Source organism: Micromonospora sp. NPDC048930 (assembly GCF_043197935.1).
In the GTDB taxonomy this organism is placed as follows: domain Bacteria; phylum Actinomycetota; class Actinomycetes; order Mycobacteriales; family Micromonosporaceae; genus Micromonospora.
Genome location: NZ_JBICUB010000010.1, coordinates 188,582 through 207,503, shown reverse-complemented (window position 1 = coordinate 207,503; position 18,922 = coordinate 188,582). Strand labels below are relative to the sequence as shown.

General features: G+C 73.7%; 19 protein-coding genes. 9 read left to right on the top strand and 10 right to left on the bottom strand.

Translation table 11 applies throughout. The annotated features are described in order from the left end of the window. Positions 1 to 80 precede the first annotated feature (80 nt). The gene (locus ACGFI9_RS25390; protein WP_393181607.1) at positions 81 to 926 is read left to right on the top strand and encodes a GDSL-type esterase/lipase family protein; all 846 of its coding nucleotides are present in this window, start codon (positions 81 to 83) and stop codon (positions 924 to 926) included. A gap of 1 nt (position 927) precedes the next feature. On the opposite strand, the gene ACGFI9_RS25385 is transcribed toward ACGFI9_RS25390, so the two are convergent. The 3 genes from ACGFI9_RS25385 to ACGFI9_RS25375 form a co-directional block, all read right to left on the bottom strand. Continuing rightward, positions 928 to 1,665: an EcsC family protein gene (locus tag ACGFI9_RS25385; protein ID WP_393181606.1), complete on the bottom strand. Its 738-nt coding sequence runs from the start codon at positions 1,663 to 1,665 to the stop codon at positions 928 to 930. Positions 1,666 to 1,702: 37 nt separating this feature from the next. Next, complete coding sequence (locus ACGFI9_RS25380; protein ID WP_393181605.1) at positions 1,703 to 1,849, bottom strand: hypothetical protein; 147 nt, start codon at positions 1,847 to 1,849, stop codon at positions 1,703 to 1,705. 110 nt (positions 1,850 to 1,959) lie between these two features. Then, positions 1,960 to 2,838, bottom strand: coding sequence for a peptidase M23 (locus ACGFI9_RS25375; RefSeq protein ID WP_393181603.1), 879 nt, complete (start codon positions 2,836 to 2,838; stop codon positions 1,960 to 1,962). A gap of 435 nt (positions 2,839 to 3,273) precedes the next feature. Between ACGFI9_RS25375 and ACGFI9_RS25370 the strand changes: the two genes are divergently transcribed. The 3 genes from ACGFI9_RS25370 to ACGFI9_RS25360 all read left to right on the top strand — a co-directional run bounded on the left by ACGFI9_RS25370 (position 3,274) and on the right by ACGFI9_RS25360 (position 5,475). Then, the gene (locus ACGFI9_RS25370; protein WP_393181601.1) at positions 3,274 to 4,191 is read left to right on the top strand and encodes a proteasome assembly chaperone family protein; all 918 of its coding nucleotides are present in this window, start codon (positions 3,274 to 3,276) and stop codon (positions 4,189 to 4,191) included. A 147-nt stretch (positions 4,192 to 4,338) separates the two neighbouring features. Beyond that, complete coding sequence (locus tag ACGFI9_RS25365) at positions 4,339 to 5,136, top strand: exodeoxyribonuclease III (RefSeq protein WP_393181600.1); 798 nt, start codon at positions 4,339 to 4,341, stop codon at positions 5,134 to 5,136. A gap of 18 nt (positions 5,137 to 5,154) precedes the next feature. Beyond that, the gene (locus ACGFI9_RS25360) at positions 5,155 to 5,475 is read left to right on the top strand and encodes an antibiotic biosynthesis monooxygenase family protein (protein WP_393181599.1); all 321 of its coding nucleotides are present in this window, start codon (positions 5,155 to 5,157) and stop codon (positions 5,473 to 5,475) included. Positions 5,476 to 5,488: 13 nt separating this feature from the next. Here ACGFI9_RS25360 and ACGFI9_RS25355 read toward each other — a convergent pair whose 3' ends face one another. Together ACGFI9_RS25355 and ACGFI9_RS25350 are read right to left on the bottom strand one after the other, a co-directional pair. Further along, the gene (locus ACGFI9_RS25355) at positions 5,489 to 6,151 is read right to left on the bottom strand and encodes a class F sortase (protein WP_393181598.1); all 663 of its coding nucleotides are present in this window, start codon (positions 6,149 to 6,151) and stop codon (positions 5,489 to 5,491) included. Positions 6,152 to 6,159: 8 nt separating this feature from the next. Continuing rightward, positions 6,160 to 6,750, bottom strand: coding sequence for a hypothetical protein (locus ACGFI9_RS25350; RefSeq protein WP_393181596.1), 591 nt, complete (start codon positions 6,748 to 6,750; stop codon positions 6,160 to 6,162). 238 nt (positions 6,751 to 6,988) lie between these two features. Between ACGFI9_RS25350 and trmB the strand changes: the two genes are divergently transcribed. Then, a complete protein-coding gene (gene trmB, locus ACGFI9_RS25345) occupies positions 6,989 to 7,693 on the top strand; it encodes a tRNA (guanosine(46)-N7)-methyltransferase TrmB (protein WP_393181594.1) in 705 nt (234 codons plus the stop codon). A 47-nt stretch (positions 7,694 to 7,740) separates the two neighbouring features. Beyond that, positions 7,741 to 10,245, top strand: coding sequence for a DEAD/DEAH box helicase (locus ACGFI9_RS25340; protein ID WP_393181593.1), 2,505 nt, complete (start codon positions 7,741 to 7,743; stop codon positions 10,243 to 10,245). A 32-nt stretch (positions 10,246 to 10,277) separates the two neighbouring features. Here the strand turns inward: ACGFI9_RS25340 and ACGFI9_RS25335 are convergent, their stop codons facing one another. Continuing rightward, positions 10,278 to 11,738, bottom strand: coding sequence for a multicopper oxidase family protein (locus ACGFI9_RS25335; RefSeq protein ID WP_393181591.1), 1,461 nt, complete (start codon positions 11,736 to 11,738; stop codon positions 10,278 to 10,280). Positions 11,739 to 11,921: 183 nt separating this feature from the next. Between ACGFI9_RS25335 and ACGFI9_RS25330 the strand changes: the two genes are divergently transcribed. Then, positions 11,922 to 12,569 carry a hypothetical protein gene (locus ACGFI9_RS25330; RefSeq protein WP_393181589.1) on the top strand — a complete coding sequence of 216 codons (648 nt, stop codon included), beginning with the start codon at positions 11,922 to 11,924 and terminating at the stop codon, positions 12,567 to 12,569. A 177-nt stretch (positions 12,570 to 12,746) separates the two neighbouring features. Further along, positions 12,747 to 13,646: an endonuclease domain-containing protein gene (locus ACGFI9_RS25325; RefSeq protein ID WP_393181587.1), complete on the top strand. Its 900-nt coding sequence runs from the start codon at positions 12,747 to 12,749 to the stop codon at positions 13,644 to 13,646. 92 nt (positions 13,647 to 13,738) lie between these two features. Here the strand turns inward: ACGFI9_RS25325 and ACGFI9_RS25320 are convergent, their stop codons facing one another. The 4 genes from ACGFI9_RS25320 to ACGFI9_RS25305 all read right to left on the bottom strand — a co-directional run bounded on the left by ACGFI9_RS25320 (position 13,739) and on the right by ACGFI9_RS25305 (position 17,852). Next, the gene (locus ACGFI9_RS25320) at positions 13,739 to 14,683 is read right to left on the bottom strand and encodes an ABC transporter substrate-binding protein (RefSeq protein WP_393181585.1); all 945 of its coding nucleotides are present in this window, start codon (positions 14,681 to 14,683) and stop codon (positions 13,739 to 13,741) included. Positions 14,684 to 14,717: 34 nt separating this feature from the next. Continuing rightward, a complete protein-coding gene (locus ACGFI9_RS25315; protein WP_393181583.1) occupies positions 14,718 to 15,560 on the bottom strand; it encodes an ABC transporter ATP-binding protein in 843 nt (280 codons plus the stop codon). Then, positions 15,557 to 16,603 (bottom strand): FecCD family ABC transporter permease, encoded by a 1,047-nt coding sequence (locus ACGFI9_RS25310; protein ID WP_393181581.1) that lies wholly within the window; start codon positions 16,601 to 16,603, stop codon positions 15,557 to 15,559. Before ACGFI9_RS25310 ends, ACGFI9_RS25315 begins: the two co-directional genes overlap by 4 nt. Positions 16,604 to 16,805: 202 nt before the next feature. Beyond that, positions 16,806 to 17,852 (bottom strand): FecCD family ABC transporter permease, encoded by a 1,047-nt coding sequence (locus tag ACGFI9_RS25305; protein WP_393181579.1) that lies wholly within the window; start codon positions 17,850 to 17,852, stop codon positions 16,806 to 16,808. 130 nt (positions 17,853 to 17,982) lie between these two features. Here ACGFI9_RS25305 and ACGFI9_RS25300 point away from each other — a divergent pair, with 130 nt between their 5' ends. Continuing rightward, positions 17,983 to 18,912, top strand: a complete 930-nt coding sequence (locus ACGFI9_RS25300) for a MerR family transcriptional regulator (protein ID WP_393181577.1) — start codon at positions 17,983 to 17,985, stop codon at positions 18,910 to 18,912. The last annotated feature ends 10 nt before the right edge of the window (positions 18,913 to 18,922 follow it).

The window sequence follows — 18,922 nt, the reverse complement described above, 5'->3', positions numbered from 1 at the left end:
AAAGTCGACAGAAGTCCCGGCGTCACGGTCGGTGTGCGTAGGGTCGACGCGCTGCCGCACGTCGCCGGACGGGGGACGGGATGTCTCGACGTTGGGTCACCGCGCTGGCCTGCGTGGCGGCGCTCGTCGCGCTCGCCTGCGACGGCGCCGGCTCCGCCTCGCCCCGGCCGTCGGGCTCCACGCGCCCGGACGGCCCGGCGATGCTGAGCGCACTGGGCGACTCCATCACCACCGGCTTCGGCTCCTGCCTGGTGCTGGTGAGCTGCGAGCGCAACTCCTGGTCCACCGGGACCAGCCTGCGGGTGGAGAGCCACTACCGACGGCTGCGCGAGCGCCACCCGGCGCTACGGGCGGTCAACCGGGCGGTGCCGGGGGCCCGGGCGCAGGCGCTGGCCGGGCAGGCGGCCGCGGCGGTCCGCGACCGGGCCGACCTCGTGACGGTGCTGATCGGGGCGAACGACGCCTGCCACGGCGACATCGACGCGATGACCCCGGTGGCCACCTTCCGCACCCAGGTCGACGCCGGGCTGCGCACGCTGCGGGTGGGCCGCCCGAAGGCCCGGGTCCTGGTGGTCAGCGTCCCCGACCTGTACCGGCTCTGGCAGGTCGGGCACACCGACCAGCGGGCGGTACGCGCCTGGGCGCACGGGGTCTGCCCGGCGCTGCTGGCCGACGCGACCTCCACCGCCCCGGCGGCGGTGGCCCGGCGGGCCCGGTTCCGGGAGCGGATCGACGACTACAACGACCAGCTCCGGGCGGCCTGCCGGGCGTACGGGTCGCGCTGCCGGTGGGACGGCGGCGCGGCCCACCGGGCCCGGTTCGACCTGGACCAGGTGAACAGCCTGGACTGGTTCCACCCGAACGCCTCCGGGCAGGACCGGCTCGCCGAGGTGACCTGGGGTGTGGCGCGCTGGGTCGACGACTGACTCAGGGCCGGCGCTGCTGCGGCAGGTTGCCCGGGCCGCCCCGGTAGAGGGACCGGGCCCGCTCGGCGAGGTCCTTGGTGGCCGAGGAGTTGGCCCAGGTGCCGAGGATGATCGCCGCGCCGGGCACCACCTTGGCGAAGATCCGCTTGGCCGCGCGTACCCCGGCCATCTGGGCCAGCCGGATGCCGAGCTGCATCATCACCCGCCCCAGCGGCCGCTCCCCGGCCATGCCGAACAGCGCGCCGGCGCGCTCCCGCCCGGCGGCCACGCCGAGGGCGAGCCGGGCGCTCTCGGCGACCTTGTGCACCTTCTGCAGCACCAGCAGGTCGGTGGCCCGGTCGGTGTGCACCGGGTCGACGCCGTACGCGGCGGCCACGTGCAGCACCAGCCGGGCCTGGGTCCAGGCCAGCACCCCGACGTCGATCACCGCGCCGGGAAGCCCGGCCGCGCCGGAGACCGCGCCGGAGAGCCGGGCGTGGTTGACGAACTTGCGGACCGCCTGGTCGGCCAGCTCCTCCGCCGGGACGTCGGGCCGCTGCGCCCGCTCCCGGGCGGCCCACTGCGCCGCCTCCGGCCCGAGCCGCCGCACCGCCTCCAACGCCAGGTGCTCCGGGGCGTACTGCGGGTCGTCCCGCATCCGGTCCCAGAGGGTGGCCGGCGGCGCCTCGGGGGCGTCCTGCGGCGCGGCCGGCCGCGGGGGGACGGCGTTCCCGCCGTCGACGGGGGCGGAGTCGGTCACGAGGGGCTCCCGGGGCTCGGACTGCGGGGCGTACGGGTCAGCGACGGCGGCGGGACAGCCGGGTGGCGAGCTGCCTGAGCCGTTGCTGGTTCTCCGGCTTGGCCAGCTCCCGCCGGCCGCGTTCGACCAGCTGCTGACCGCGGGGCGACCGCAGGAACGCGTTGATCCGCTGTATCAGTGACATGTCGTCCTCCCGTCCGCGGTCCCCCATCATGTGTACCCGGGACCGGCAAACCGGCGGTACCCGGGCCGGCCACCGGGCAACCGCCCACAGTGGCGACCCGGGCACCCCGGTCAGCTCAGGATGGCGTCGACGACCTCGGTGGCCCGCCACTCGTGCTGGGCGTACGCCCAGGGGAACGCGGAGACCTGCACGGCCTGCGCGGCGTCCGTGAGCGCCATGTCCTGCCAGCCGGGAATCTGCACCAGGACGGAGAGGAACGCCTTGGTCGCGTACTCCGGGTCCATCAGGTCGGCGACCGTGCCCCAGCCGCTGCTCGGCCGCTGCTGGAACAGGCCGACCGAGTCGTGGTCCCAGCCGATGGCCTGGTGCGGGTAGTTCTGCGACTCGGGCAGCACGCCGCTGGCGTAGTTGTAGAGGTTGCTCTCCTGCATCGCGGTGGCCACCGCGATCACGAGCCCGCGCCGCGGCACGCCCATCTCCCGGCCGGCCTGCACGATCTTCTTGGCGTTGTCCATCTGGTCCTGGTCCAGCCCGGCCACCGGGACGATCCGCTTCGGCTTGGGCTTCGCCTTCGGCTTCGGCTTCGGCTTCGCGGTCGCCGACGGCGTGGCGCTGGGGGTGGCGGTCGGGGTGACGGGGGCGGTCGTCTCACGCGCCATGCCCCGCGACGCGGCGTCCACGGCCGCCCGCTCGGCGACCTCCTGCGGCGAGGGCGCGGGGCTCGCCGCGCCGCCGATCGCGCCGGCACCGACCTGGCTGAAGCCCACCAGGCCGAGGCAGCAGACCGCGCCGGTGGCGACCGCCAGCTTCGTCCGGCCGGGCCGGGCGGCGAAGGGGTTAGCGAGGCCACGCAGGCGGGTACGCAGGGAACGTCGAGGAGTGGATGCCTCCACGGAGTCGGTTGACCGAACGATGGAGGGGGTATCGTCCGAACGGTCAATCGAGCCGTCGAGGCCAAATCGGTCGTCGAGGGTGCCGTCGTCACGCATTCGACGAGGCTAGGCAGGAGAAACGCCGGTCACCCACAGTGATCATGTGGCCCTGACCACAATCGTCGCCCCGCAATCCGGACATGGCCGCCCGGCGGTTCCCAGGGCCGGACACCCCTCGCCAAGCGGGCCAACCTCCGGTCCACCCCGAGGCGGGCCACCCCGGGCAGGAACGGGACGGCTGGCAGCGCCGCGCCCCAAGGTCGACTAACTCGGCCGTTCGGCTGATCCACCCTTACGTCGTTCGCCCGATAACCCGAGCAAGATCAACGTATTCGCCCCGATCTGCACCCCACCTTCACCCAGTCGTGATCAGCCACCGGCCCCCCAACCGGGCCGTAACGGAATGGACCAGGATGGCCGGTACGTTTGCGCAACGGGGGTACGTGCCCGGCACGGCCCGCCGTACGCGCGTTTCCAGGGAGGTCCGGACCGGTGCTCGACCCACACGAGCTCTACGAACTCAGCGATGATCTGCCCGAACTCGGCCAACCGGTGCTGATCCAGGCGCTCACCGGCTTCGTCGACGCCGGCAGCGCCACCCGGCTCGCCCGGGAGCAACTGCTCACCTCCCTGGAGGCGCGACCCGTCGCCCGCTTCGACATCGACCAGCTCTTCGACTACCGCTCCCGCCGGCCGGTGATGACCTTCGTCGAGGACCACTGGGCCGACTACGACGCGCCGGCCCTGGAGCTGCACCTGCTGCACGACGACGACGAGACCCCGTTCCTGCTGCTCACCGGCCCCGAACCGGATCTGCAGTGGGAACGCTTCGTGGCCGCGGTCGCCGGGCTGGCCAAGCGGCTCGACGTCCGGCTCACCGTGGGGCTCAACTCGATCCCGATGGCGGTGCCGCACACCCGGCCCAGCGGGGTCACCGCGCACGCCACCCGCCCCGAGCTGATCGCCGGGTACGAGCCCTGGCTCCAGCGGGTCCAGGTGCCCGGCAGCGTGGGTCACCTGCTGGAGTACCGCCTCGGCGAGCAGGGCCGGGACGCGCTCGGCTTCGCCGCGCACGTGCCGCACTACGTCGCCCAGACCGAGTACCCGGCCGCCGCCGAGGCGCTGCTCGCCGCGGTGTCCCGCAGCACCGGGCTGCTGCTCCCCCGCGACGGGCTGCGCAGCTCCGCCGAGGTCGTCCGGGTGGAGATCGACCGCCAGGTCGCCCAGACGGAGGAGGCGGCCACCCTGGTGCAGGCCCTGGAGGAGCAGTACGACGCGTTCGCCCGGGGTCGCGGCCAGAACCTGCTGGCCGCCGAGACCGGTCCGCTGCCCACCGCCGACGAACTCGGCGCCGAACTGGAACGCTTCCTCGCCGAGCAGACCCGCCCGGGCGACACCCCCGAGCGCTGACGGGTCCCGCCCGCGCGTTGCGGCATTCGGCGGTGTCCGGCGTCGGGGACACCGCCGAATGCCGCATCCCGAGTCGACCGTGACGGCGCCCGGCGACACGGCGCGGCCGGGTCGGCGCGCGGCGGCGGGATGCGGCAGGCTGGAGACATGCGCCTGGCGACCTGGAACGTCAACTCGGTGAAGGCCCGCCTGCCCCGACTGCTCGACTGGCTGGCCACCACGAAGCCCGACGTCGTCTGCCTGCAGGAGACCAAGTGCCCCGACGGGGCGTTCCCGGTCACCGAGGTTGGCGGGCTCGGCTACGAGGTGGCCAGCCACAGCGACGGCCGGTGGAACGGGGTCGCCATCCTCTCCCGGGTCGGGCTCGAAGACGTTGCGGTCGGTTTCCCCGGCGAGCCGGGCTTCCCCGAGCCCGAGGCGCGGGCCATCTCCGCCACCTGCGACGAACTGCGGGTCTGGTCGGTGTACGTCCCCAACGGCCGGACCCCCGTCGACCCGCACTACGCGTACAAGCTGGCCTGGTTGGCGGCGCTGCGCGACGCCCTGGAACCGGAGATCGCGGCCGGGCTGCCGCTGGCGGTGTGCGGGGACTTCAACGTCGCCCCGACCGACGCCGACGTCTGGGACCCGGCGCTCTTCGTCACCTCCACCCACGTCACCCCGGCCGAGCGGGCGGCCCTCGCCGCGCTGCGCGACCTCGGGCTCAGCGACGTGGTGCCCACCCCGATGAAGGGTCCGCACCCGTTCACTTACTGGGACTACCGGGCCGGCATGTTCCACCAGAACAAGGGCATGCGGATCGATCTGGTATACGCCTCCGCGCCGTTCACCCGCGCGGTCCGCTCCGCGTACGTGGACCGGGAGGCGCGCAAGGGCAAGGGCCCCTCCGACCACGCGCCGATCGTGGTCGACGCCGACCTGGTCCCCACCGTCGAGACGTTCTGACCCCCGTAGGGTGGAGCCATGGCAGTCGTGAAGATCAACGCGATCGAGGTCCCGGCCGGCGCCGGCGCCGAGCTGGAGAAGCGGTTCGCCGCCCGGGCCGGCGCGGTGGAGAACTCCCCCGGCTTCCTCGGCTTCGAGCTGCTCCGTCCGGTCTCCGGGGACAACCGCTACTTCGTCTACACGCGCTGGGAGTCCGAGGAGGCGTACCAGGCGTGGGCGCAGGGGCCGTCCCGGGCCGCGCACGCCGGCGGCGAGGGCGGCGAGCCGCGCAAGCCGGTCGCCACCGGGGCCACGCTGCTGGAGTTCGAGGTGGTCCAGCAGGTCCCCGGCAAGGGCTGACCTGTCCTGGGGGCTAGGGGTTGCGGGTGTCGGCCAGGGAGGCGAAGGCGATCACGTTGTCCTGGTAGCCGGTCCGGCCCCCGAGCCACTCGCCACCACAGGTGATCAGGCGCAGCTCCGCCGGGCCGGAGTCGCCGTAGACCCGGTCGGCGGGGAGGTTGGCCTTGTCGAAGTACTCGACGGTGTCGACCGTGAAGGTCACCACGCTCCGGTCCGACCGGGTCACCTCGATCCGGTCCCCCGGCTTCAGGTCGCGCAGGTGGTAGAAGACCGCCGGCCCGCTCTTGGTGTCGACGTGCCCGACGATGATGGCCCGGCCGGGCTCACCCGGGACCGCGCCACGGTCGTACCAGCCGGTCTGGTTGTGCTGGGTCAGCGGCGGGACGTCCACCGAACCGTCCCTGGCCTGGCCGACCGGGGTGATCGGCGCGGTCACCTTGATCGCCGGCACGGAGAGGCTGACCGGGCGGCTGGCCGGCGCGCGCGCGGGCTCGGCCCCGCGGGTCGTCGAGCCGGTCGCCGTGTCGGTCCAGTCGAACGGGCCGGCGGTGCGGCCCAGCCCGGCCCCGGTGGCGAAGACCCCGACCAACACCAGCAGCACGGCGAGCGGCACCGACCAGGGGCTGCGACCACGGGCCGCCCGGGTGGGCGGCGGGGAGGCGGGGTGCGCGGGCATGGCGGGCCTCAGCGGCGGGCGGCGCCACGGACGGTACGGGGCCGGCGGGAGGCGGCCACGCCGACGACCGCCCCGGCCACGGTGAGCGCCAGGCCGACCGGCACCAGCAGCCCGCCCAGGCCGAACCCGGCGGTGCCGCCGAACCCGGTCGCCGGGCCACGGCTGGGCCGCGGGCTGCCGGTCGGCTGCACCCGCTTGACCACCTGGAGCATCGTCGAGGCGGTCTGCCCGCCGGGGCAGTCCAGCTTGACCCGGTAGTTGCCGGGGCGGGTGCGCTCCCTGACCATCGGCGAGGCCGTGAGCAGTCCCCGTTGTGGCTGCACCTGGACCCGGCCGAACGCGTCGGAGACCACGGTCGCCGGGATCGAGTTGTCCCGGCAGCTGGCCCGGATGCCGACCAGGAAGCCGGGCTCGACGGTGCTCGGGGTGACCTCCACGAAGATCACGTCCTCGGGCGGCGGCTGGCTCTGCCCGGGTGCCGGCTCGGCCGCGGGCAGCGCGGCGGGACGCGGACCGGCCGCCGCGGGGACCGCCCCGACCAGGGGGGCGCAGGCGGCGACCGTGATCAGCAGCGCGGCGCGTCGCGTGACGGACACCATTCCCCCTCCCGGCGTCGTCCGACCTCCGACAACTCCAGCTCGGCCGGCGGCCGTAATTCGGCCTCCGCGCCGTCAGGCGGCGCTCCGGCCGGATGAAGGCCGGTCTGGCGCCGCACCGCGACCCGGAGCCGTCGCTCGGGCGGCGGGCCGCCCGTCCTGCCGTACGGGATGAATCCTCTCACCCCTGGCCGCACATCACATCCGATCCGTCTCGACGGTCGCGTACGCTCGGGTCGCTGTGACCTCCACCGACCTGAACGCCGCCCTGCCGGCGCACGCCACCCCCATCCGCACCTTCCACCCGCGTCGCGGCCGGATGGGCGACCGGCAGCGCGACGCGCTGGCCCGGCTCTGGCCCGCGTACGGCCTGGAGATCGCCGACCTCGACGGGCCGTTCGATCCGGCGGCGCTGTTCGGCCGGCGGGCGCCGCTGGTGCTGGAGATCGGCTCCGGCATGGGCGACGCCACCGCCGGGATGGCGGCGGCGGACCCGGACCGACACTATCTGGCGGTCGAGGTGCATACGCCCGGAATCGCCAACCTGCTGGACCTGGTCGAGCGGCACGGGCTGGACAACGTCCGGGTGGCCAAGGGCGACGCGCTGGACCTGGTCCGGGTGATGCCCGAGGGCTGCCTGGACGCGGTGCACGTCTTCTTCCCCGACCCGTGGCCGAAGGCCCGCCACCACAAGCGGCGGATCATCCAGCCCGCGCACGTGGCGCTGCTGCGCTCCCGACTGGTCCCCGGTGGGACGCTGCACTGCGCCACCGACTGGGCGGAGTACGCCGAGTCGATGCGGGAGACGCTGACCGCCGACCCGGAACTGGTCGACCTGCACGGCGGCTACGCGCCCCGCCCGGCGCACCGGCCGGTCACCAAGTTCGAGCGGCGCGCGCTCACCGCCGGCCGGGAGATCTTCGACCTGATCCACCGGCGGCGCTGAACCCGGTTGGCGCGGCGGCCCATGATCCAGGCACGATGGGAGCCGCCATGACTCTCACCGCCGCGCTGCCGAAGAGCGCCGACCCCGACACCCTCTACGACGCGTTCGCCGGCTGGGCGTCCGAGCGCGGTCTCGACCTCTACCCCCACCAGGAGGAGGCGGTCATCGAGATCGTCTCCGGCGCGAACGTGATCATGAATACGCCGACCGGCTCCGGCAAGAGCCTGGTGGCGATCGCGGCGCACTTCGCGGCCCTGGCCGACGACCGGACGACCTTCTACACCGCCCCGATCAAGGCGCTGGTGTCGGAGAAGTTCTTCGCGCTCTGCGAGGTCTTCGGCGCGGAGAACGTCGGCATGCTCACCGGCGACGCCAGCGTCAACGCCGACGCCCCGATCATCTGCTGCACCGCCGAGATCCTGGCCAACCTCGCGCTGCGCGAGGGCGCCCGGGCCGACGTCGGCCAGGTGATTATGGACGAGTTCCACTTCTACGCCGAGCCGGACCGGGGCTGGGCCTGGCAGGTGCCGCTGATCGAGCTGCCCCAGGCGCAGTTCGTCCTGATGTCCGCCACGCTCGGCGACACCACCCGCTTCGTCGACGACCTGACCCGGCGTACCGGCCGGCCGACCGCCGTCGTGCGCTCGGCCGAGCGGCCGGTCCCGCTCCTCTTCTCGTACGCGATGACCCCGCTGCACGAGACCCTGGAGGAGCTGCTGGAAACCCAGCAGGCCCCGGTGTACGTCGTGCACTTCACCCAGGCCGCCGCGCTGGAACGGGCCCAGGCCCTGATGAGCGTGAACGTCTGCACCCGCGCCGAGAAGGACATGATCGCCCAGGCGATCGGGAACTTCCGGTTCACCTCCGGCTTCGGCAAGACGCTGTCCCGGCTGGTCCGGCACGGCATCGGCGTGCACCACGCCGGCATGCTGCCCAAGTACCGCCGGCTCGTCGAGACCCTGGCCCAGGCCGGGCTGCTCAAGGTCATCTGCGGCACCGACACCCTCGGCGTCGGCATCAACGTGCCGATCCGCACCGTGCTCTTCACCGGCCTGTCGAAGTTCGACGGCACCCGGACCCGGCTGCTCAAGGCCCGCGAGTTCCACCAGATCGCCGGCCGGGCCGGGCGGGCCGGCTTTGACACCCTCGGCCGGGTGGTGGTGCAGGCCCCCGAGCACGTCATCGAGAACGAGAAGGCCCTCGCGAAGGCGGGCGACGACCCGAAGAAGCGCCGCAAGGTCGTCAAGAAGAAGCCGCCGGAGGGGTCGATCGGCTGGGGGAAGCCCACCTTCGACCGGCTGGTCGAGGCCGAGCCGGAGCCGCTCACCTCCAGCTTCCAGGTCAGCCACTCGATGCTGCTCAACGTGATCGGCCGCCCCGGCGACGCGTTCGCCTCGATGCGGCACCTGCTCACCGACAACCACGAGGACCGGGCCGCCCAGCGCCGGCACATCCGCCGGGCCATCGCCATCTACCGGGCGCTCAAGGCCGGCGGCGTGGTCGAGGAGCTGCCCGAGCCGGACGAGCAGGGCCGGCGGGTCCGGCTCACCGTCGACCTTCAGCTCGACTTCGCGCTCAACCAGCCGCTGTCGCCGCTCGCCCTGGCCGCCATCGAGCTGCTCGACCGGGAGTCCCCCGCGTACGCCCTGGACGTGCTGAGCGTGATCGAGTCGATCCTCGACGACCCGCGCCAGGTGCTCTCCGCGCAGCAGTTCAAGGCCCGCGGCGAGGCGGTCGCCGCGATGAAGGCCGAGGGCATCGAGTACGAGGCCCGCCTGGAGCTGCTCGACGAGGTGACCTGGCCCAAGCCGCTCGCCGAGCTGCTGGAGTCGGCGTACGAGATGTACCGCCAGGGTCACCCCTGGGTCGCCGATCACCAGCTCTCCCCCAAGTCCGTGGTCCGCGACATGTACGAGCGGGCGATGACCTTCCCCGAGTACGTGCAGTTCTACGGGCTGTCCCGCTCCGAGGGGCTGGTGCTGCGCTACCTCGCCGACGCGTACAAGACGCTGCGGCAGACCGTCCCCGAGGACGCGAAGACCGAGGAGCTGGTCGACCTCATCGAATGGCTGGGCGAGCTGGTCCGCCAGGTCGACTCCAGCCTCATCGACGAGTGGGAGCGGCTGCGCAACCCGTCCGACGTCGAGGAGGTCGCCGCCTCCCTGGACGACCGGCCGCCGGCGGTCACCCGCAACGCCCGCGCGTTCCGGGTGCTGGTGCGCAACGCGCTCTTCCGCCGGGTCGAGCTGGCCGCCCTGCGCCGCTGGGACGAGTTGGGCGAACTCGACGGCGCCTCGGGCTGGGACGCGGACGCGTGGGCGGACGCGCTGGAGCCGTACTTCGAGGCGTACGACGCCATCGGGGTGGGGCCGGACGCCCGCGGGCCGGCGCTGCTCATGATCGAGCAGGGCCGCGACCGGTGGACCGTACGCCAGATCCTGGACGATCCCGAGGGCGACCACGACTGGGGCATCAGCGCCGAGGTGGACCTCGCCGCCTCCGACGAGACGGGGGCGGCGGTCGTGCGGATCGTCGACGTCGGACAGCTGTAGGCCCGCCGGCCGCTGCCGACGGCGGCGGCCGCTCAGCCGTGGTGGTGATGGGTCGGCAGCGTGCGGGCCACCGACGCCTCGGTGCCGGGCTCCACGATCACGAACTGGCCCATCATGCCCTTGTCCTCGTGCCGCAGGATGTGGCAGTGGTACATGTAGGGCGTGGTCGGATCGGTGTGGTGCCCGAACTGGACGGCGAGCCGCACCGTCGACTTGCCGGGGACGAACACCGTGTCCTTCGGCCCCCGCAGGTACGCCGGGGGCTGCTCGCCGTCGATGTCCAGGACCCGGAACGCCACCTCGTGGATGTGGAAGTTGTGGGCGTAGACGGTGTTCTCGATGTGCCAGATCTCCCGGGCGCCTGCGGGCACCACCTCGTCGATGCGGTTCATGGCCATCTCCCGCCCGTTGATCTCGTCGCTGCCGCTGAGCCGGAACCTGCGCTCCCGGGCGCCGGCGGGCACCTCGATGCCGGGCGCCGCGGCCAGCCGAGCCGGCACCGCCGGCCGCGGCGCGAGCAGGCCCGCCGCGACGAACTTCAGCAGGTCATGGTCACCTTCGTCGAGGCCGTTGTCACCGCCGACGCTGCGCAGCACGACCTGGTCACGGGGGGCGAACTCGACCAGGATCTCCAGCCGCTCCCCCGGGCTCAGCTGCACGCGATCGACCGTCACCGGCGCCGCGAGCAGTCCGGCGTCGGTGCCGATGACGTGGAACCGCCGCCGGTCGGAGAACTCGACGTGGTACATCCGCGCGGTGGAACCGTTGAGGATCCGCAGCCGCACCAGCGTGGTGGTGACCTCGAAGAAGGGGTCGTAGACCCCGTTGACCAGGATCTGGTCCCCGATGAGGCCCCACGTCGGCCTGGGGTCCTCCCGCAGCGCGCCGTTCCCGTCGATGATCTTGTCCTGCAGGACGAGCGGGACGTCGTCCACGCCGTACGTCGCGGGTAGGCCCAGCGCGGCGGTCGCCGGGTCGTCGACCAGGAAGAGGCCGGCCAGCCCGCGGTAGACGTGCCTGGCGGTGCTGCCGTGCAGATGCGGGTGGTACCAGGAGGTGGCCGCCGGCTGGTCGACCGTCCAGTGCGGCGACCACACCCCGCCCGGCTCGATCATCTGGTGCGGGCCGCCGTCCATCGCGGCGGGCAGCCGCATGCCGTGCCAGTGGACGGTGCTCGGCTCGCGGAGCTGGTTGCGCACCCGCATCGCGACCCGATCGCCCCGCGTCGCACGTACCGTCGGGCCGAGGAAGGCGCCGTTGAACCCCCACGTCGTGGTCGGCCGGCCCGGGAGCAACTCCGCCCGCCCCGCCTGCATGGTCAACGAGAACCGCTTCGTCCCGTCGGCCGCGACGGCCGGTTCCAGCAACGGCGGCACCCTCAACCGGTTGACGAAACGCACGCTGCCGGCGTTTCCCTTGCCGCCCGTACCGGGGCCGCCACATCCGGCCAGGGCGGCCAGACCGGCGAACATCAGAAGATCACGTCGCTTCACGCTGATGATCTTTCTCGGGCCGGCGGAGCGACACCACGGGGAACGACCCGGAGCGCGCCCGGAGAGATCGATGACGGACCCCTGCGGGACCGCCGCCCCGAACTCCCGCCACACCCTGGGCGATGTCAGACCCGTCGATTAGAATGTATGTACTAATCGAGCTGCTGACCTGGGAGGATGCTCGTGACCGCGCCCACCTCCACCACCCCGCTCACCCCCTACGCCACGCTCCTCGGGTTCACCCGTTACGTGGACCGCACTGGGCCGACGAAGGCCACCTTCGTCGGCGGCCTGCGCCGGCAGCGGGCGAGCCGGCACGGCTTCAACCCGCACGGCCAGTTCGTCAAGGCGCTCAAGGCCGACATCGCCTTCCACACCGGCGGCACCCACCTGGCCCAGGTCGCCGACCTGGTCAAGCCCCGCTGGCGCCCGCTCTACGAGGCACTGGTCCCCGGCGCGACGACCTGGCTGCACTCGCTCGGTGAGCCGATGGCCGTCGACCTGGCCCAGACCCGCGACGCCCTCGCCATGCTGGGCGACCTCCCCGTCAAGATCAACCCGCACTTCGGCGTCCGGTACTCCGACGGCCACGCCGAGGCGGTCCGGCTGCACTTCGACGAGGCGCCGCCGAGCGAGGAGGCCACCCTGGCGACGCTGCACCTGATGGCCCGGCACATGGACGCCGTCCTGCCACACGCCGAGCCCGTCCTGGTCGACGTCCGCCGCGGCGAGTCCCACCGGATGCCCGCCGACATCAAGCCCGACCAGGTGGAGCAGTGGCTCGCCGGCGAAGCCGCCGCCTTCCGCGCCATCTGGTCCACCGCCGCCTAACTCCCACCCACCCCCCCACCCGCGCCCGCCCCGCCCGCGCCCGCTTCGAGCCCGCTAATTCACGGAAAGAGTGGCTATCCGAGGTCGGATAGCCACTCTTTCCGTGAATTAGCAGGGCGATCCTCGCGTTGTCCACAGGGGCTTTCGGGGAGGGTGGGGGGTGGGCAGGGTGAGGGGGTGCCTCGTAATCCTCGTCGGCCGGCCGAACTGGTCGGCAAGGTGTTCTTCGCGCGGGACGCGGTTAATCGTGGACTGCTCACCAGGAACGACCTGCGCAGCAGTGCGTGGCGGCAACTCTTCCACAATGTGTACGCCGATGCGCGCATGGAGATTTCGCACCTCACGCGCTGCCGGGCTGCGGCCTCGTGGCTGTTCCCGCCTGGTTGCGCCATCGCTGGCCGGTCGGCGGTCGCGCTGCTCGGCGGACCACGACCCCGCCCCGACGAGCCCGTCGAGGTTCTCGTGGAGCCGTCAGCTCGCTTCGGTCCCGTGGCCGGCCTACGCATCCACGTGGCGAGGTGGCAGGAAGGCGAAGTGCAACGGCTCGACCGGGTCCCTGTCACCACGGCCACACGCACCTGCTGGGATCTCGCCCAGTGGCTGGATGCGGTGGAGGCGGTGGCTCACATCGACGCGCTGGTGCATCGGGGGGCCACGAATCCCACCGACCTGACGGCGTACCTGGGGCAACGCCGGGGAGAGCGTGGCGCCCGCCGGTTCGCCGCGGCGTTGAGCCTGGTGGACGGCGGCGCGGAGTCACTCCCCGAGTCCCGGCTGCGGGTACGGCTGATCGGCGCCGGCCTTCCGCGGCCAGTGACTCAGCACGTCATCACGCGGAACGGCCGTTTCGTCGCGAGGGTCGACCTCGCGTGGCCGGACCTGAAGGTGGCCGTCGAATACGACGGGCTCTGGCATCAGGACGCCGACCAGTTCCACCGTGACCGCCGCCGCCTGAACCAGATCCTGGGCGACGGCTGGATCGTCCTTCACGTCACCAGCAAACGCATGGCCGAGGACTTCGAAGGCGTCCTCACCGAGATCCGCACCGCCCTCCGTACCAGGCGCAGCATCCAGTAAGGCGCTCTTACACGGAAAGAGTGGCTATTCCACGTGGAATAGCCACTCTTTCCGTGAATTTGCGCGGATCTTGGGGAGAGAGGGATCGCCCGTCAGGCGGAGAGGTACTTCTCGAGGTCGTCGAGGATCTTGTTGGCGGCGGTGACGCCGATGCCGGTCATCCAGGTCTCGTCAGAGACGACGTGGGCCTTGCCGGCCTTGACGGCGGAGAGGCCCTGCCAGAGGGTGCCCGCGGTGACCTTGGCCTGCTCGGCCGCGGCCTTCTCGCCGTACGCGGTCACGAAGATGACGTCACCGTCGACCTCGTTGACCCGCTCCGGGCTGACCAGGTCGAAGCGCTTGTCCTCCTTGCCGTCGAGGCGCTGCCGCTCGGGGCGGCCCAGCCCGGTGTCGCCGACGACGATGCCGGAGAACGACTCCGGGCCGTACACCCGGATGTTGCCGGGGATGAAGCGCACGATGGAGATCTTCCGGGCGGCGGCGTCGCCGAGCTTGGCGCCGAACTCCTTGGCTCGCTTCTCGTACGCGGCGAGCAGGTCGCGGGCCTGCTGCTCCTTGCCGAGCGCCTTGCCGTCGAGGAGGAAGTTCTCCTTCCAGGTCACGCCCACCTTCTCGGTGAAGACGGTCGGCGCGATGGCGGACAGCTCGTCGTAGAACTTCTCCTGGCGGAACTTGCTGCCGAGGATCAGGTCCGGCTTGAGCGCGGTGATCGCCTCCAGGTCGGGCTCGGTGAGCACGCCGACCTCCTTGATGCCGGCGAGCTTCTCCGCGCCGAAGTAGGTGGGCCAGCTCTTCGCCTCGCCGGCGGTCGCCGCGCCGACCGGGGTGATGCCGAGGGAGAGCGCGGTGTCGATCTTGTCGGTGTCGAGCACCACCACACGCTTCGGCTCGGCAGGCACCTTGGTGGTGCCCATGGCGTGGGTGATCTCCCGGGTCTGGCCGGTGGCCGGGCCGGCGACGGGGTCGCTCTCACCGCAGGCGGTGAGGCCGACGCCGAGGGCGAGGGCCGCGGTGAGGGCGGCGGCGAGTCGACGCATCAGGGTCCTTTCCTTCAGGTACGGGTCGGCGCGCTCAGGCGTCGCCGACGGAGGAGCCGGCCGGGGCCGGCACGACGGCCGGTGCGGCCGAGGTGTGGGTGAGCGCGGGCACGACGAGGGGAGCGCCGGTGACCGGGCAGGGCACGACCACGCAGTCGAGCCCAAAGACGTCCCGCACGAGGTCGGCGGTGAGGATCTCGCGCGGCGGGCCGGCGGCGACCACCGCGCCGGCGCGCATGGCGACCAGGTGGTCGGCGTACCGGGCGGCCTGGTTGAGGTCGTGCAGCACGGCGACCACGGTCCGGCCGCGCTCGGTCCGCAGCCGGTGCAGCAGGTCCAGCACCTCGACCTGGTGGGCCAGGTCGAGGAAGGTGGTCGGCTCGTCCAGCAGCAGCGCCTCGGTGTCCTGGGCGAGGGTCATCGCGATCCAGACCCGCTGGCGCTGGCCGCCGGAGAGGGTGTCCACCGGCCGGTCGGCGAGCCCGGCGACGTCGGCCAGAGCCATGGCCTGCTCGACCGCCCGGCCGTCCTCCGCGGACCACTGCCGCCACCAGCGCTGGTACGGCTGCCGGCCCCGACCGACCAGGTCCGCCACGGTGATCCCCTCGGGCACCAGCGGGCTCTGCGGCAGCACGCCGAGGCGCCGGGCGACCTCGCGGGTGGGCAGGTCGCGGATCGCCGTACCGTCCAGCAGCACGGCGCCGCGGCGCGGGGTGAGCAGCCGCGCCATGGTCCGCAGCAGGGTGGACTTGCCGCAGGCGTTCGGCCCGACGATGACGGTGAACGCGTCGGCGGGCAGGTCGAGGTGGAGCCCGTCCAGGACGGTCCGCTCCTCGTAGCCGACGACCAGGTCGCGGGTGGACAGCATGGCGGTCACGACCGCCTCCCTCGGGTCCGCAGCAGCAGGAACATCAGGTACGGGCCGCCGATGGCGGCGGTGAGCACGCCCGCCGGCAGTTGGGTGGGGGCGAGCAGCCGGCGGCCGGCGAGGTCGGCCAGCACCAGCAGCAGCGCCCCGAGCAGGGCCGCGCAGAGCAGCGGGGGCCGCTCGGCCCGGACCAGCCGCCGGGCCACCTGCGGGGCGACCAGGGCGACGAAGTCGACGGCGCCGACCTGGGCGGTGACGGTGGCGGCGACGAGCACGCCGGTGCCGGCCAGCCCGATCCGCCGGGCCACCGGCCGCAGGCCGATGCCCCGGGCGGTGTCGTCGTCCAGCGCGGTGCTGTGCAGCGCCCAGCCGGCCCAGAGCAGGACGGGCAGCAGCACGGCGAGGGTGGCCGCGATCCAGCCGGCCTCCGTCCAGCCCTTGCCGGCGAGGGTGCCGATCAGCCAGACCTGGGCGCGCAGCCCGTCGATCGGGTCGGCGGCGAGCATGACCACCTCGGTCAGCGCCCGGAACGCGAAGGCCACCGCCACGCCGGCGAGGACGAAGCGTTGCGCCGCCAGGCCGTGCCGGGCCCCGAGGGCGAACACCAGGACGGCGGCGAGCAGGCCGCCGAGCAGCGCGGCCGGTGCGACCAGGATCGCGGCCGCGCCGCCGGTGAGCGCCACCGTCGCGGCCAGCCCGGCGCCCTGGGTGACGCCGATGACGTCGGGGCTGGCGAGCGGGTTGCGCGCCACGCTCTGGATCAGGGTGCCGGCCACGCCGAAGGCCGCGCCGGCCAGTGCCGCGAGCACCGCGCGGGGCAGTCGCAGGTCCAGCACCACGAGGTCGTACGGGGTGCCGGCGCCGGAGAGCGCGCGCAGCACGTCGGCGGGGGCGACGTACGGGGTGCCGAGGCAGAGGCTGAGCACGAGGGCGGCGGCGAGCAGCACCAGCAGGACGGCGGCGACCAGCACCGGCCGGCGGCGCACCCGCACGGTCACCGGCCCGAGCCGCAGCAGCGACCGCCCGGGCAGGGCGACGGTCGGCGCGCTCATGCGACCACCGCCAACGGCCGGCGGCCCCGACCCACGGGTACGCCGGCCGGGCGCACGGGCACGCCGGCCCGGCCTGCGGGCACGCCAGCCGGGCGCGCGGGTGCGCCGGCCGCGCGGGCGCGCACACCGGCAGCGCGGGCGCGCACGCCTTGCCGGCGCGCGGGCACGCCGGCCTGCCGGGCGGAGGCGGTGGCGAGGCCGGTCACGCGGTCACCACCCGGGCGCGGCGGACCAGGAAGGCGAGCAGCGGGGCGCCGATCAGCGCGGTGATGATGCCGGCCGGGACCTCCCCGGGCGGTGCGACCAGCCGGCCGACGATGTCGGCGGCGAGCAGCAGGGCCGGCCCGAGAAGCGCGGCGACCAGCAGGGTCCACCGGTGGTCGGCGCCGACCAGGGCCCGGGCCAGGTGCGGCACGGCCAGCCCGACGAAGGCGATCGGCCCGGCGGCGGCGACGGCGGCGCCGGTGAGCAGCACGGCGGCGACGCCGGCGCCGAGGCGTACCAGCGCGACCCGGTGGCCCAGGCCGCGGGCGACGTCGTCGCCGAGGGCGAGCGCGTCGAGGCCCCGGGCGACCAGGGCGGCGAGCACGGCGCCGGCGAGGACGAACGGGAGCACCTGGCCGGCGACGCCGACGTCCCGGCCGGTGAGCCCGCCGACCACCCAGAAGCGGTACTCCTCGAAGGTGCGGGCGTCGATGCTGAGCAGCGCGTACACGATGGCGCCGAGACTGGCGTCGAGGGCCGCGCCGACCAGCGCGAGGGTGACCGGGCTGGCACCCTCGCGGGTGCGGTTGGCGACGGCGAAGACCAGCAGGCCGGCCAGGAGCGCGCCGGCGACGCCGAACCAGACGTACCCGGTGAGGGTGCCGACCCCGAAGACGGCGATGGCCAGCACCACGCCGAAGGACGCGCCGGCGCTGACGCCGAGGATGCGCGGCTCGGCGAGCGGGTTGCGGGTGACGGCCTGGAACAGCACCCCGGCCAGGGCCAGGGCGAGCCCGACGACCAGGCCCAGGGCGGTACGCGGCAGCCGCAGTTCCCGGACGATGGTGGTGGCCTGCCCGCCGTCCGGGGCGGTGAGCGCGGTCCACACCTCCCCGACGGCGAGCGGGCGGCTGCCGAGCGCCAGGCTGGCCAGCAGGACGGCGGCGAGCAGCAGCGCCGCCCCCAGGGCGACCGCGGCGCGGCGGCCGCCGCCACGGCGGCTCGGCGTGCCGGCCCGCGCGGGCCGGACGGCGACGGTGGTCAAGGGGTCTCCCGTCCCTCTGTTTAGGTTCGCCTTACCTTAGCCGAGCAGGTAAGGCATGCCTAACTCGGGATCATCGATCTTTCGCCCGGCCACTTGCATCTCCCCCTGGTGGAGGAGCGAGGGTGAGGGCATGAACGGCGAGCCGCGCTACTCGATCGGGGACCTGGCCCGCAGGACCGGGCTGACGGTCAAGACCATCCGGTTCTGGTCCGACCGCGGCCTCGTACCGCCGACCGACCGCGGGCCCACCGGCCGGCGCCGCTACGGCATCGCGGCGGTCGCCCGCCTGGACCTGGTCCGGACCCTGCGCGACCTGGGGCTGGACCTGGCCACGATCCGCCGGGTGGTGGACCGGGAGGTCCCGCTCGCCGAGGTCGCCGCGGCGCACGCCGAGGCACTGGCGACGCAGATCCGGGTGCTGCGGCTACGCCGCGCGGTGCTGGCGGCGGTCGCCCGACGCGGATCCACCCCCGAGGAGATGGAGCTCATGCACACCCTGGCCACGCTCTCCGACGACGAGCGTCGGCGCCTGATCGAGGAGTTCCTCGACGCCGCCTTCGCCGGCCTGGACGACCCCGGGTTCGCGGGGATCCGGCGCTCCCTGACCCCCGAGCTGCCCGGGAGCCCCGAGGCCGAGCAGGTCGAGGCGTGGGTGGAGCTGGCCGAGCTGTCCCGCGACCCGGACTTCCGCGCCGGCCTGCGGCGGTTGGCGGAGCAGCACGCGGCCGACCGGGCCGACCACACGGTCGTCCGCCGGGACGCGGTCGCGGTCGTCCGGGAGCAGGTGGAGCCGGCGCTGGCCGCCGAGGTGGACCCGGTCTCGCCGGCCGCCGAGCCGGTCGTCGCCGCGGTCACCGCCCGGTACGCGCGGCTCTGCGGCCGCCCCGACGACGTCGACCTGCGACGGCGGCTGCTGGCCCGGCTGGAGTCCGCGAACGACCCGCGCCGCGAGCGCTACCTGCACCTGCTCTCCGTGATCAACGGCTGGTCGACGGGCGGCAGCCTCACGCCGGTGCTCGACTGGTCGATCCGCGCGCTGCGGGCCCGGACCGCGGAGTAGCCCGGTTTCC

Bases quoted from the DNA above. Each gene is read 5' to 3' on its own strand.
- ACGFI9_RS25390 (WP_393181607.1), top strand. From the start codon at position 81: ATGTCTCGACGTTGGGTCACCGCGCTGGCCTGCGTGGCGGCGCTCGTC.
- ACGFI9_RS25380 (WP_393181605.1), bottom strand. From the start codon at position 1,849: ATGTCACTGATACAGCGGATCAACGCGTTCCTGCGGTCGCCCCGCGGT.
- ACGFI9_RS25375 (WP_393181603.1), bottom strand. From the start codon at position 2,838: ATGCGTGACGACGGCACCCTCGACGACCGATTTGGCCTCGACGGCTCG.
- ACGFI9_RS25365 (WP_393181600.1), top strand. From the start codon at position 4,339: ATGCGCCTGGCGACCTGGAACGTCAACTCGGTGAAGGCCCGCCTGCCC.
- ACGFI9_RS25360 (WP_393181599.1), top strand. From the start codon at position 5,155: ATGGCAGTCGTGAAGATCAACGCGATCGAGGTCCCGGCCGGCGCCGGC.
- ACGFI9_RS25355 (WP_393181598.1), bottom strand. From the start codon at position 6,151: ATGCCCGCGCACCCCGCCTCCCCGCCGCCCACCCGGGCGGCCCGTGGT.
- ACGFI9_RS25350 (WP_393181596.1), bottom strand. From the start codon at position 6,750: ATGGTGTCCGTCACGCGACGCGCCGCGCTGCTGATCACGGTCGCCGCC.
- ACGFI9_RS25340 (WP_393181593.1), top strand. From the start codon at position 7,741: ATGACTCTCACCGCCGCGCTGCCGAAGAGCGCCGACCCCGACACCCTC.
- ACGFI9_RS25320 (WP_393181585.1), bottom strand. From the start codon at position 14,683: ATGCGTCGACTCGCCGCCGCCCTCACCGCGGCCCTCGCCCTCGGCGTC.
- ACGFI9_RS25310 (WP_393181581.1), bottom strand. From the start codon at position 16,603: ATGAGCGCGCCGACCGTCGCCCTGCCCGGGCGGTCGCTGCTGCGGCTC.
- ACGFI9_RS25300 (WP_393181577.1), top strand. From the start codon at position 17,983: ATGAACGGCGAGCCGCGCTACTCGATCGGGGACCTGGCCCGCAGGACC.